The 13,049-nt window shown below is 41.2% G+C and carries 16 protein-coding genes; 7 read left to right on the plus strand and 9 right to left on the minus strand.

All coding sequences use genetic code 11. From position 1 onward, the window contains the following. Window positions 1-3 precede the first annotated feature (3 nt). On the plus strand, window positions 4-783 hold the full coding sequence (locus CF394_RS01055) for an enoyl-CoA hydratase (RefSeq protein WP_094941415.1): 780 nt from the start codon (window positions 4-6) through the stop codon (window positions 781-783). Window positions 784-991: 208 nt separating this feature from the next. Here the strand turns inward: CF394_RS01055 and CF394_RS01060 are convergent, their stop codons facing one another. Then, window positions 992-1,177, minus strand: coding sequence for a YhzD family protein (locus CF394_RS01060; protein ID WP_094941416.1), 186 nt, complete (start codon window positions 1,175-1,177; stop codon window positions 992-994). An 87-nt stretch (window positions 1,178-1,264) separates the two neighbouring features. Here CF394_RS01060 and CF394_RS01065 point away from each other — a divergent pair, with 87 nt between their 5' ends. From CF394_RS01065 to yhaM, 3 genes are read left to right on the plus strand one after another with little or no spacing between them, the layout of a single operon-like run. Beyond that, window positions 1,265-2,416 (plus strand): metallophosphoesterase family protein, encoded by a 1,152-nt coding sequence (locus CF394_RS01065; RefSeq protein ID WP_094941417.1) that lies wholly within the window; start codon window positions 1,265-1,267, stop codon window positions 2,414-2,416. Then, window positions 2,413-4,833: an AAA family ATPase gene (locus CF394_RS01070; protein WP_094941418.1), complete on the plus strand. Its 2,421-nt coding sequence runs from the start codon at window positions 2,413-2,415 to the stop codon at window positions 4,831-4,833. The genes CF394_RS01065 and CF394_RS01070 overlap by 4 nt, the downstream gene beginning before the upstream one ends. Further along, the gene (gene yhaM, locus CF394_RS01075; RefSeq protein WP_094941419.1) at window positions 4,830-5,771 is read left to right on the plus strand and encodes a 3'-5' exoribonuclease YhaM; all 942 of its coding nucleotides are present in this window, start codon (window positions 4,830-4,832) and stop codon (window positions 5,769-5,771) included. Before CF394_RS01070 ends, yhaM begins: the two co-directional genes overlap by 4 nt. 463 nt (window positions 5,772-6,234) lie before the next feature. Here yhaM and CF394_RS01080 read toward each other — a convergent pair whose 3' ends face one another. Continuing rightward, the gene (locus CF394_RS01080; protein ID WP_094941420.1) at window positions 6,235-7,137 is read right to left on the minus strand and encodes a peptidylprolyl isomerase; all 903 of its coding nucleotides are present in this window, start codon (window positions 7,135-7,137) and stop codon (window positions 6,235-6,237) included. Between the two features lie 133 nt (window positions 7,138-7,270). On the opposite strand from CF394_RS01080, the gene CF394_RS01085 reads away from it, so the two are divergent. Next, window positions 7,271-7,363 carry a YjcZ family sporulation protein gene (locus tag CF394_RS01085; RefSeq protein ID WP_106408199.1) on the plus strand — a complete coding sequence of 31 codons (93 nt, stop codon included), beginning with the start codon at window positions 7,271-7,273 and terminating at the stop codon, window positions 7,361-7,363. A 35-nt stretch (window positions 7,364-7,398) separates the two neighbouring features. Here CF394_RS01085 and CF394_RS01090 read toward each other — a convergent pair whose 3' ends face one another. The 6 genes from CF394_RS01090 to CF394_RS01115 all read right to left on the minus strand — a co-directional run bounded on the left by CF394_RS01090 (window position 7,399) and on the right by CF394_RS01115 (window position 10,520). Next, on the minus strand, window positions 7,399-7,584 hold the full coding sequence (locus CF394_RS01090; RefSeq protein ID WP_094941422.1) for a hypothetical protein: 186 nt from the start codon (window positions 7,582-7,584) through the stop codon (window positions 7,399-7,401). Between the two features lie 60 nt (window positions 7,585-7,644). Beyond that, window positions 7,645-8,187 (minus strand): DUF3267 domain-containing protein, encoded by a 543-nt coding sequence (locus CF394_RS01095; RefSeq protein ID WP_094941423.1) that lies wholly within the window; start codon window positions 8,185-8,187, stop codon window positions 7,645-7,647. A 78-nt stretch (window positions 8,188-8,265) separates the two neighbouring features. Then, window positions 8,266-8,817: an HTH-type transcriptional regulator Hpr gene (locus tag CF394_RS01100; protein ID WP_094941424.1), complete on the minus strand. Its 552-nt coding sequence runs from the start codon at window positions 8,815-8,817 to the stop codon at window positions 8,266-8,268. A 141-nt stretch (window positions 8,818-8,958) separates the two neighbouring features. Next, a complete protein-coding gene (locus tag CF394_RS01105) occupies window positions 8,959-9,330 on the minus strand; it encodes a YtxH domain-containing protein (protein WP_094941425.1) in 372 nt (123 codons plus the stop codon). 131 nt (window positions 9,331-9,461) lie between these two features. Next, window positions 9,462-9,986 carry a tryptophan transporter gene (locus CF394_RS01110; protein WP_094941426.1) on the minus strand — a complete coding sequence of 175 codons (525 nt, stop codon included), beginning with the start codon at window positions 9,984-9,986 and terminating at the stop codon, window positions 9,462-9,464. Window positions 9,987-10,100: 114 nt separating this feature from the next. After that, the gene (locus CF394_RS01115) at window positions 10,101-10,520 is read right to left on the minus strand and encodes an HIT family protein (protein ID WP_094941427.1); all 420 of its coding nucleotides are present in this window, start codon (window positions 10,518-10,520) and stop codon (window positions 10,101-10,103) included. A gap of 109 nt (window positions 10,521-10,629) precedes the next feature. On the opposite strand from CF394_RS01115, the gene CF394_RS01120 reads away from it, so the two are divergent. Both CF394_RS01120 and CF394_RS01125 read left to right on the plus strand, forming a co-directional pair. Further along, window positions 10,630-11,370, plus strand: coding sequence for an ABC transporter ATP-binding protein (locus tag CF394_RS01120; RefSeq protein ID WP_094941428.1), 741 nt, complete (start codon window positions 10,630-10,632; stop codon window positions 11,368-11,370). Beyond that, window positions 11,363-12,541, plus strand: coding sequence for an ABC transporter permease (locus CF394_RS01125; protein WP_094941429.1), 1,179 nt, complete (start codon window positions 11,363-11,365; stop codon window positions 12,539-12,541). Before CF394_RS01120 ends, CF394_RS01125 begins: the two co-directional genes overlap by 8 nt. Here CF394_RS01125 and CF394_RS01130 read toward each other — a convergent pair. Next, entirely contained in the window at window positions 12,538-13,035 is a 498-nt protein-coding gene (locus CF394_RS01130) for an antibiotic biosynthesis monooxygenase family protein (protein ID WP_094941430.1), read from the minus strand. The two genes, CF394_RS01125 and CF394_RS01130, sit on opposite strands and share 4 nt — an antisense overlap. Between the last annotated feature and the right edge of the window lie 14 nt (window positions 13,036-13,049).

Below are 13,049 nucleotides of genomic sequence, written 5' to 3' on the forward strand. Positions count from 1 at the left end.
AAGATGACTTATCAAACACTACAACTAGACAGACAAGGCAATGTCCTCACGATTTCTTTGAATCGTCCTGAGGCATTGAATTCTATGAATGGTACGATGATTGAAGAATTAACAGAGTGTTTCACAGCTCTTCACAAAGACCAGGAGGCACAAATCGTCGTTCTAAGAGGAGAAGGACGGGCATTTTCAGCAGGTGGCGATATCAAAGCCATGCTCGCAAACGATGGTAGCTTTGAAATCGAAGATGTCATGAGAAAACTCGAAAAACTTGCACATGCCTATTACACATTACCAAAACTTACGATTGCTGCAGTTCACGGAGCGGCTGCAGGACTTGGTTTTAGCCTGGTTTTGGCAAGTGATTTTATTTTAGCGGAAAAGTCCGCAAAGCTTGCGATGAATTTCATCGGCATTGCTTTAGTACCAGATGGTGGCGGTCACTTCTTCTTGAAGGAACGCGTCGGTGTACCTAAAGCGAAACAAATGATCTGGGAAGGCAAGATGATGACTGGCGAGGAATCCCATGAGGCGGCTCTTGTTGATCATCTGACAGAGGACGGTGGATTGCAAGCTGGAGTCGAGATGCTCGTAGCTAAGTTAAAACAAGCTCCTCTTGATGCAATGCTTGAAACTAAGTCTATTTTGCATGAAACAAGAGCGCAAGAGCTTCAAGCTGTTTTGCGTGCAGAAGCAGTCTCTCAGACGAAAATGCGCAGTGCTAGCAACCATTTAGAAGGTATTGATGCGTTCGTATCGAAACGTAAGCCACAGTTTAACCAATAGAAAAACGATACTAAAAAAACAGTTTCTCATTAAAGAGAGAAACTGTTTTTAGATTTTTATTAAGCGGCGTTTCCCACATCTAACTGAATCGAGTTACAAACGCCAGAAATCCCCGCAAAAATCAGTCGCATCCATAGAGGCAAAGAGCGCCTCTACGGACACGCCTGATTTTTACAACATTTCTAGAGCGGCGTTTTCCACATCTAACTTATACATGAAATAGTATCAATTTTCCTGAAGAGTTCACAAGACGGTGAGTTGTCTCACCAAATCCCATTTCTTCTACACGCTTTTCCCCTTGAGCTTTCGCTTCTTCGTCAGAAGCATACTCCCATTTTTCTTCAGCTAAAAGCTTGCCTGTCTTTTCAAATGCTGTAAACGTATATGTGTGCATTCCATACACCCCTTTCCTCTAGCATTTAGTATACAGAAAAAGTCGATATGATATAATAGAACAAATATTCGATTTAAGGAGGATATCATGTCAATTCGCTTTTTTCATCTTGCAGATATCCATTTAGAAAGCCCGTTTTCTGGAATTCACCAACTACCTGAAGAGTGGCAGGATCGCCTTCGTAATGCTTCATTTGACGCATTTGAAAGAGTGATAGCCGATGCAGAATCAAAGCGTCCAGATTTCATATTACTAGCGGGAGACATCTATGACGGTGAAAACCGAAGCCTTCATGCGCAGCGGTTTTTCCAAAGATCAATGGAGCGTCTTGCAGAACTCAATATCCCTGTTTTTTTGATACACGGAAATCACGACCACTTGGGTGGAAAGTGGACTCGATTTGAATTGCCAGAAACGATTTATGTATTTCAGGAGAGTCCTCATTCTCATGTCCTAAAAGTAAACGGGCAAACTGTCCAAGTTTCGGGATTCAGCTATCCTACACGACATGTTCATGAAGCTTATATAGAAAATTATCCATCTAGAGATCCACAAGCGGATTATGCCATCGGACTCCTTCATGGTAGTGAACGGTCTCAACTAGAGCATGACGTCTACGCTCCATTCACCATTCAAGAATTACTAAAGTATGGGTACGATTATTGGGCGCTAGGGCATATACATAAGAGACAAACCTTACACCAAGATCCAATGATTGCTTATTCTGGAACCTTGCAAGGCAGAAACCGTAAAGAGAAAGGACCTCAAGGCTATTTAGATATTCGCATAGATGGGAATCAGACGAGTAGTGAATTTTGTCAGGTCTCCACACTCCAATTTGAATCTTTAGAAACCCTCACTGAAGAGCCTCAGTCCATTGATTTGTTACTAAAAGAACTACTTGGAGATATTGATCGACAATCGTGGAAGGAAGAATCTGTCTTACTTGACTGGACCATCTCATTAAGACGACTGGAATGGCTTGGTTCGATTTCCGATGACGAACTTCGAGACTATATCTCGAGTCAAATTCAAGAGACCTATTCAACTATCTTAGTAACGCGACTGCAGATTCGTTGGATGGAGCAGTTGGAACCAGTTCTTCAAGAACTAGTTGAAGAACTCGAATTGCCTGAATTACCAATCGCTCTAGAGAAATATATACAAAAAGATCAGTTACAAGTAGAGGTACAAGAGCGGATTCAGACGCTACTAGCGACTTGGGGTGATCAGTTATGAAACTTAAAAAAGCGCACCTATACGGCTTTGGAAAACATAAAGAACGGACATTTCATTTTACCGACCGCAGTAGAGTGGAAGGACTCAATGAAGCTGGAAAATCATCTTTGTTCGAGGGTATTCTACAGATTTTATTTGGATTTCCGACTCGTGGTGCGAGTAATCGTTTAGAACCGTTAGATGGAGGTCGCTATGGTGGTTGGCTACAAGTTGAGTTTGACGGGGTCGATTATAAAATTGAGCGCGTTGAAGGCAAGTCTGCAGGGAATGTCTCAGTTGAAAGGGAAGGCCTTTATATAGGAGATGAGATTTTCCTTCAACAACTTTTAAAAGGACTGACGCGAGATCAAGTCGAATCTGTCTTTGTATTTGATTTGTTTGATCTTCAAAAGCTTCATCAGTTGTCCCAGGAAGATTTGACAGAGCTCTTCTTTGCAAGTGGGACAACAGGAGAGAATCCATTTGCTGCACTTCGTAAAAGTGCAATTAAGGAATCTCAGGCTTTATACAAACCAGGTGGCCGAAAACCTGTGATCAATCAACAGCTCGAAAAAGTAAAAAACTTAGAAAAAAAGCTGCAAGAGTCTCATAAACAGGAACAGAGCTACAACATGTTAAAAGCGAAGCAATTACAATTGGAGCAAGAATCTACTGTTCTTGAGATACAACTCCGACAAGCGAGAGCTCTTTTGTTTGAAGCAGAAGAACAAGAGGCATTGCAGCCGCTATTTGACGAACTGGAAAACTTGCAACGACATACGGCTACAACTACATTGGTAGAAGAACACGATCAACAGTCAGAGCGGCGCCTTGTGGAGAGTCTGCAAGATGTGTCGTGGAAATTACAACAGCTTCCTAGTATTGAATGGGACCAGGAGAAGCTAGCCAGTGTAGATGACCGACTTCAGCAATTAGATGAGTTTTTGGACTATGAGACGAGATGGCGTGAGCAGCAAGCCAAGCTTGCTGAGCTCGAAGAACAATTAGAGATGATAGTTCGTGAACAACAACCGCTTGTAGCCACTCTATCTATTTCTGCAGTAGATTTAGAAACTAAAGTGGAAAACTATGATGTATCTTTTTCAAAAGAGCAACAACTGGATGAATTATTAAGTTCAACAAAGAAGCAGCTAAATCCATTTACGGCACTGCTAACAGTACTTAGCATCGGAACTATTGTTGCAGGTTTGATAGTAGATCAAATCATGTTTTATTTGGTTGCCATCATGCTTCTTGTGATTACTTTTGTGTTACCTGCAAAAAAGAACCAGTCTTCAACAAATGCTTCCGAAGTTGAAGAGTTTTTCAAACCTTATGGAATCAGTTACCCAACAGAGTACAGAGCATCAGACGTCTTTCAAGCGATTCGAAAACTACAACAACTACAATTGAATTACAGGGCTTCGGAACAGCGACTCCAAGAAGTTCTGTCGCAGCAACAAGCTATGCAACGATGTTTCCCGAACTCGTGGTCGAACGGAAAGCAATTAGACAACGCATTTCGAGAAGCTCGAGTGGAGCAGTCCAAGTTATATGAAGTAAAAAAAGAATTACAGTTACTGCAAACAGAGTCTCTACATCAACAACGACAGAGCCAGGAACTCCAGACCAAACAGAAGTTCATAGAGAACGAGCTGCATGAAATTTATAGCCGCTATGACATCGCTACTCCTGAAGAGTTTCAACAACTTGTCCGCCTGACACATGAGGAACAGAAGAGACATAATCGATTAGCAGAGCTTAGCGAGCGTTTGCAAGGTCGAGAGCGCAAGGAACTGACTAAATCTGCTTTATTTGTACAAGTGGAAGAGCTGCAACAAAAGGTGGAGGAAACAACAAAAGAGCTCGTAACGATCAAACAGCAGCTGGAGCTATTACTATCTGATGAGCAAAAAGGAATTCTTCTGCAAAAATTAGAGCTTGAGCGCTCGGCGTTACACAATCTAGTGGTTGATTTTACTGCTTGGCGGGCTTTAGAGAATCAAATTGAGAAGCGCTATGCGTATTATCATGAAGAGATCTTCCCGATTACGTTAAAACGAGCAAGTACTTTATTTGCCATATTCTCAGCTGGGGCTTATGAAGCACTCCAGTATCAAGATGGACGATTTAGTGCCTCATCAAAACAAGGTGTACGTTTTGAAATCAAACAGCTTAGCCAAGCGACAAAGGAACAGGCGTATCTTGCACTACGTTTTGCATTAGCAGAAGAACTGTCAAAAAAGAAGCCGTTCCTTATACTTATGGATGATCCATTCGTTCATTTTGATGCGAACCGTTTTAAACAAGTGGTACAATGGTTGGTGAGTAACGACAATCATTTACCGTTCGTTTATTTTACATGCCATCCAGAATGGCTGTCTTCAGACACTTCAACTACACGAGTTCATCTGGAGACGGAAGGGAGTAAATCATGAAAGGCATTACAACATTACGAGTAGGCGATCCAGTCGATCACTACCTTCTCATTAAACAAAGTACAACAGGGGTTACCACAGTGGGGAAACCATTTATGTCTTTGGTTCTGCAAGACAAAAGCGGTGATATTGAAGCCAAGTTATGGGACACAACTGAAGAACACTCTCGTCTATATGGGGCTCAAAAAATTGTTCGTGTAGGTGGAGAAATTCATGACTATCGTGGGAAACTTCAGCTGCGAGTGAAAAGTATTCGTCCGGTAAAAGACGAGGAAGGGATTACCATCACAGATCTAGTCCCATCTTCTGAAAAATCAAAAGAAGAATTGATGAATGAGCTCACTCCCTATATCTTTGAAATGAACAATCCGAACCTGCAAAGATTGACTCGTCATTTACTGAAGAAACACCATCAGGCTTTTATCACATACCCAGCTGCGACTCGCAATCACCACGATTATGCGTCGGGATTACTTGACCATGTCGTGTCGATGATGCGCTTAGGAAAAGCGTTGACGGAACTATATCCAGCCTTAAATAAAGACCTTTTGTATTCAGGAATCATGTTGCATGACGTTGGAAAAGTTATTGAACTTTCAGGTCCTGTAGCGACAACGTATACACTTGAAGGAAATCTTCTTGGCCATATTTCCATTATGGTCAATGAAATTGCAATGGCAGCTAAAGAGCTGGAGATTGAAGGGGAAGAAGTGATGCTCCTTCAACATATGGTGCTGTCGCATCACGGAAAAGAAGAGTGGGGCAGTCCGAAGCGTCCAATGCTTCGCGAAGCCGAAATTCTTCATTACATCGACAATATTGATGCGAAGATGGCTATGTTAAATCGTGCTCTTGAGAAGACGACTCCTGGTGAGTTTACTGAGCGTCTTTTCCCATTAGAGAACCGGTCGTTCTATCGCCCTTCGTTTGATAACTAGATGTGTAGAACGCCGCTCTAGAAATTTCATCAAAACCAGGCGCTCCAATTGAGGAGCTCTTTGCCTCGGTTGGGGTGAATGGTTTTGATGTGGATTTCTGGCGTTAGCAACTCGATATCACTTAGATGTGTAGAACGCCGCTCAAGAAATTTCATCAAAACTAGGCGCCCCAATTGAGGCGTTCTTTGCCTCGGTTGGGGTGAATAGTTTTGATGTGGATTTCTGGCGTTAGCAACTCGATATCACTTAGATGTGTAGAACGCCGCTCTAGAAATCTTTAAGTTAGCTGTATTAGTGTAGGGGAAGCGTTCCGCGGGCGCGGGCTGAGCCAAGGTCTCAGCTTCCGCTTTAATCCCGCTGGAGTCACCCCTACACTTTTATATAGGTATCTATCAATTTAGTCTTAAGTTATAAATTCAACTAGTAAATACAAAAAATCCGACCGCGAGGTCGGATTTTTTGATTACTTGCTTGATTCTTCTGTTTCTTCAGCAGCTGGCTCTTCATAATCTAAGAAGTTCGCAAGCGCACCTTCTAATTCCTCATCTTTGATTTCAACATTTGCATCCTTCATAAGTTGAGCAACTTTACCGAATAGAGCTGCAGAGTCCGCTTTTTCAAGCTTCACTTCACGAGCAATTTCGTCTTTTTTATCTTCTAATGTTTCTTCCATCTCACGTTTTTCAACGACTTCAATGATGTGGAAACCAAAGTCCGTTTGAACTGGATCACTGATCACACCTGGTTCTTGAGAAAATGCTACTTCTTCAAATTCTGGAACCATTTGACCGCGACCGAACCAACCTAAGTCACCGCCAGAAGTTTGGGCTTGTGGTTCAGTTGAATATTCAGCTGCTAATTCAGCAAAATCTCCACCATCTTCAAGCTTTTTCTTTACCTCTTGAGCAGTCGCTTCATCTTCTACAAGAATGTGGCGAGCATTGACTTCTGTTTTCATTGCATCATATTTAGCTTGGATTTCTTCATCCGTAGCTTCTACTCCATCAATTAACGCTTCTTCTTGAAGAAGGTTTAATTTCAAGAACTTTTTATACGATTCTTCAGTGTAACCTTGTTGTGCAATGTATGCTTCAAAGTTTTCGCCTTGCTCTTCTTTATCTTGCGCTAGAGCGGCCTCAACTTGCTCATCTGTCACATCATACTCAGCATCTAATGTTTTTTCAATCATTAGAAGTTGAAGAGCTTGATCTCCAATAGATGATTTCATTTCATTGTACAAATCGTTTTCCGTGATATCTCCGTACTCAGAGCTTACAACCACAGGTGATGAAGCTTCTTCGTCCGAGCATGCGCCAAGAGTCAAGATAGACGCTGCTAGAGCTGTTGTTAGTAATGTTTTCTTCATTATGGTATCTCTCCTAACTAGTTTCAGACAATGCTTACTATAACATAAACGAAATAAAAACAAAATAGTTCCACAACTGCCTATTCATTGCCGGGCGATGGAGCACAGGTTAGAACACAAGGAGGTGATCGATATGGGTCACAGCTATTCTAACGGCTCAGGTTTTGTACTGATTGTCGTTCTGTTCATCTTGCTCATCATTGTCGGAGCTACTTTTTTGATGTAACAAAAAAGAACGGATGCCATTAGGCGTCCGTTCTTTTATACTGCATATGTGATTTCTACATAAAGTGCTACAAATAAGAGCGTGATACAGATATTGACCATTCGAAACACTTTCGTTTGTTTTTCTTCTGAAAGATCACGAGATGTGACAAATGCATACGCCATACGGTTTATCTGAAAGAAATAGAAGGCGGCAAAAACCAAAAGTGCCAAAATAATCATACTGTAACTCCCTTCATGAACTCTTTCATCATAGCAAAACTCTTTCAAGCTAGCAAATGATTAAGCGCGGGGAGCGACTAGAATCTCATAGCCATCTTCAATCTCTTCAATCCACGCTTTTTTAGGAGAATGAAGGAGCTCTTTGACATAAATCAAGTCGATTACACACATGCCACAGTGGTAAGCGAATAGAATAATAAAGTAATGGGCAAAGACAGGGAAGATATAAACACCGCCTATAAATACTGTAGAGAGCACAATAAATGGCATTAACAAAGCCAAAATGAAGCGACCTTTACCAATTGGTTCACAGATACGGATCATAAACATTGGGATGATGCGAAAATGCATATAACGTTTCAAGCGTACTCGGCCTTTTAATGTAGACAAAGGCAGATAGTGCAAAAGTTTGTGAATTGGATAAACTGCTAAAAAGGATAAGACAAATCCAATAAAATAATCACTAGAACGGCCGCTTTCGCTGAAGAAAGACAAGCCAATATAAGTAAATGAGAAGACCATAAAGACAATAAAAGATGAAATTAAAAACAAGCGGTCATAGCCGTATTGTCTTTTTATATTAATGCTTTTCCAGCATTGCATGTTTAACACTCCTAAACTGATTGTTCAAGAGTCTACAATACGACGTTTTGAATAGAATATCAAGTGGTTATTTGTAAATTATTTGATGGCGCTTTCATCTTTTTCATTAAATTCAAATTCTTTTTCGATATTTGAAAGTGAGCGTTCAAAGATATCCATAAAGTCGTCCCCATAAATGTTCCGTATCACAGCCATCATGTCCATGAACTCAGGGAATCTACCGTAAATAGCTTTGATTGGTAATGAGCCTTCGATGACGGAGTGAGACGTATTATGATAGTTTTCATACATTTCTTCTAATAGGTTGGCGCCTTTTTCAGTGACGGTGACATAGGTATTGCGTTTATCGTCATCTCGTTTCGAAAATTCAAGGAGTTCCCGTTGCTCCAATTTTTTTGAGAAATTGAATGCCGTTGAGACGTGCATCACACCAAATTTTGCAATGTCGGAAATAGTTGCACCCTTTAAGTGATACGCAATCCATAGGATGTGGTGCTCGTTGATATTCAAATCATACGGTTTGATCCAGGTTTGCCAGTCTTTTTCGACCGCTTTCCATAGAGCTTTGGAGAGCTGCCCTAAACGTTGACTAAAGATCATGGCTTCTTTTAGAGAATAATTTTCTGACATAAGGTTCGCCACCTTTCGAATAGTAGTTAGGTCCGTTGTACACTTCTACTCTCTAGTATAACAAGGGAAGGGGAGAAACGGAAATAGGGACCACAATACTATTGCGATAAAAATAAAAAAACAGATACACAAGGTATCTGTCTAACTGACTTTTGTTGTTTTCTTAGGAAGCGCTTGTTGCAATTCATCCATCGATTTTTGAATGGCTTCAATATCTTGTTGGATTTTCATTTGAATCGGTGCTGTTTCTTTTTGCCAAGTATCGACGCTTTCTTTGATTCCTTGAACGGCCTCTGGAGTAATTTCTTTAGCAGTTGTAATCAGGCTTTGTAAAGAAGCTTTTACTTCTTGGAACTGAGCTTTTACATCTGAGAGATCATGTTTGATTGTCGTTGATGTTGCTCGTATTTGTGAGCGCACTTCGTGACCACTTTTTGGAGCAGTAAATAAAATAGCAACGGCGCTTGCTGTAGCACCTGTCAACAGTCCCCAAACAAAACGACTTTTGTCCATATGGACCCCCACTTTCCACACTATGTATTTGTTACAAGTATACCAACATGCGTATTTATTTAAACATGAATCGACAAGAGCGTCTATATAAAAAGAAGCCTATCTTTTTATAAGATAGGCTTCTTTGTAAGTTAGTTGGCTACTGAAGTCCGAAGGCTTGAACGCTTCAAAGTCTGACGGACGATTGGATAGATCACAATAAATGCTACCGTGTTCACTGCAATGGCAGGAAGTACAACTGCAAGATAAAGTTGTCCGAAAGGAACTTCTGCTCCCATGATGAAGATGGCACTTGCTAAGAAGATGGCACCAGAAAGGGCAGTTCCTAATGCAGTGAGTACTGCTTGTGCAGCAAGTTTTTTACCGAGAGCTTGAACAGCAAGTAAAACGGCAAAGAACACTAGAGATGTTAGCACTTTATCAATTACATTCGGTAAAAATCCTCCAGGGAATGTAGTAAACAGTCCGGATAAGATTCCAGTAGCTAAACCGACCACTACTGTATGTTTTAAGTTTGGTGTTAATAAAATAGCGACAAACATCATAGTTAATAGGAAGTCAGGTTTCATACTCCCTAAGAAAGGTGGGATTACAAGGTATAACACCGTTCCAATTCCTAGTAACATTGCGGATAGTACAAGATTTTTAGTATTCATTTTACTCTCTCCTCTGCTTTTCTCAACTAGTTCTTTCCTTGTGTGCACTCTTTGCCACAAGCGAAAGCTTGTCTTTCAGTATACAGGATTTAATGAAATTGACAATGGTTCTGCTTATAATTTTTCTGACAATTGTTGCGCTAGTTCTTGAATCTTTTCTAATGGATAGTCTTTTTCTTTAGTTCTCCAAGTTGCCTTGAATCCGTCAGTTTCGTCGTAACGAGGAATCAAATGTAAATGGAAGTGGAAGACACTTTGGCCCGCAGGTGCTCCGTTGTTATTTAACAAGTTCATGCCAGCAGGGTGGAACGTTTCTTTTAAAGCAGTCGCAAGTTTTGGGACGACGCGGAATAGATTTGCAGCTTCGTCTTCAGAAAGATCATAGACAGATTCTTTATGTGATTTTGGAATCACGAGGATATGGCCTTTTGTTAATGGCATGATATCCATAAATACAAATACATGCTCGTCTTCGTAAAGTTTGGTACTTGGAATATCGCCTGAAATCAATTTGCAAAAGATACATTCTGTCATCTGGTGTCACTCCTTTAGGATTCATTATGAGTAGTTTACCATACGGCTTAATGGTTCGAGATTTTTTTACGTTAAGGTGCTACACTAATTGTTGAAAGGGGCTACTACTATGTCTTTACTAAAGTTAGAGCACGTTACAGGTGGATATTCAAAAAAAGCTGTAATTCATGATTTGTCTTTCTCGGTCGAGCCTGGTGAGCTTGTCGGATTGATTGGATTAAACGGTGCAGGGAAGAGTACCACGATCAAGCATATTATTGGATTACTTAACCCCCATGAAGGAACGATTTCAATAAATAATCAAACATTGGCGAGTGCGCCGGATGCCTACCGAAAATCCTTTACGTACATTCCGGAGACGCCCGTATTATATGAAGAATTGACACTGCAAGAACATTTAGATTTGATGGCTCTTGCTTACAACATTGATGAACAGACTGCCAAACAAAGGGTAGACAAACTGCTACAAGAGTTTCGAATGGAAAAGCGAATGAAATGGTTTCCGACCCACTTTTCAAAGGGGATGAAGCAAAAGGTGATGATCATGTCAGCATTCATGGCAAACCCTACGCTTTACATCATCGACGAACCTTTTGTAGGACTAGACCCTCTCGCAATACGAGCGCTTCTTGCTCAACTTGAAGAGAGAAAATCAAAAGGTGCAGGTATTTTAATGACAACGCACGTTTTGACGACAGCAGAAAAATATTGTGACAAGCTGATCCTGCTTCATAACGGTAAGGTCCGAGCAGCAGGGACGATGGAGGACTTGCGTCAGGCGCTTCACATGCCAGGAGCTACACTCGATGATCTTTATATTGCAATGACAGAGGAAGTTGACTATGCCTAATTTAGCTTCTATTTACGGCAAGAGGTTCCAAAATTATTTTATAGAACTACAGCGCTATATGCAGTTCATCATATCTGGTCACATCGCTGTGGTGCTGCTCTTCGTCATTGGTGCAGCTGGATATTCCTATAGTCAGTGGTTACAAGCACCTCCAGAAGACTTTCCTGCGTTTCTGGTTTCGGCAGTTGTACTGACACTTATTGTGGTTCCAAACCGGCCAGCGTTGCTACTGAAACAAGCAGATCACTATTTCTTTTTACCAATGGAACAACAAATGCGAACGTATCTCCGACCGGCACTGCGTTGGTCTGAACTTATTGTCATAGTCCGTTCACTAGTTGTAATGGTTGTCACCATACCACTTCTGACTCGAGTCGGAGCGCTGTCTTCCTCGATACTAATTGGCCTCGCATTACTAGTCATTGTGTTAGCGATTTGGAATGTGCGAAGCAAGTTCTATGCGTTCTGGGCTCATGATCAAGTGAGTGGCTTAGACTTTCTGATTCGAATAGGAGTAGTATTTGGTACATTTTACTTCTTTCTTTCCTCTAATTGGTTCATTGCAGGATTATTTGGAGTGGTAGCGGTCATCTATTATATTGTCATGCTGAATAAATCACATGTTCCGTTTCCGTTTGATCGAATGATCGATATGGAGCAACAGCGGATGCAACGGTTCTATCAATTCGCTAATTACTTTACAGAAGTCCCGCATGTCAGAAGCAAGGTGTCTAGACGAGCGTGGCTAGATGGACTGTTATCAAAAGAAAATATGCACCAGTTCTTGATTGCCAGAAGTTTTGTTCGAAAAGACGAGTTATTCTACATGTGGCTGCGTCTAGCAGTATTACTGGCTCTAGTGCCGTTCCTGTCATTTACTTATGTCGTAGCAGGACTACTCGTGGTATTTTCTTTTGCAATAGCGATCCAGACGCATCAAGGACTGCTGTTTAATCAGATTTTCAGAATGGATATGCTGTATCCACAGCCTGAAGTATCTAAACAACAAGTGGTGATGAAGTTTGCAAGAATGGTAAGTTATGCACCACTAGTGTTAGGGGCAGTAGTTGCTTGTCTCTTCCATGAACCTGTTTTGATTGTAGTTGCTGTAGTAGCGGCGGTCGTTTCAATTGAATGGTATTTTGTACGGAAAAAGAAGCAGCCGGATTAATCGGCTGCTTCTTCATTTTTGGTACGGTAAGTGTGTGTGTATGGCGCACTCGTGAAAATATTTTGTTTGGAAGCGAGTGTTTCTAATGGAGTTAAGTGACGATCTGCCCACTGTTTATAGCTAGATGGCCCTGACCATTGCGAGAGAATCAAATACGTATCCGCCTTTACTGGTCGTAAGATACGTAGGGCGAACAATCCAGGTTCACTAGATAGTGCATTCATCATTTCCTGTGCTTCATGCTCAAATACTGGACGCCCTTCGTCTGTAATTGGGATGTGATAGAAGTAAAAATAGCCTTCATCTTGGAAGTGTCCATGTGAGGCAAGTACAGCATAGGACCTTGGTGTTTGAAACTTTGTTTTGCCGGAACTCTCGTGTAACAGAATGGTTCCATTAGATCCATAGAGAACGTGCATGTTTTCTGTGCTGTATTTTTCTTGTAACTGTTTCATAAATTCCGGTGTACCGGATGTGGTATATAAATAGCTCATAAATATGGCCTCCT

The organism is Tetzosporium hominis (assembly GCF_002265435.1).
Classification (GTDB): domain Bacteria; phylum Bacillota; class Bacilli; order Bacillales_A; family Planococcaceae; genus Chryseomicrobium; species Chryseomicrobium hominis.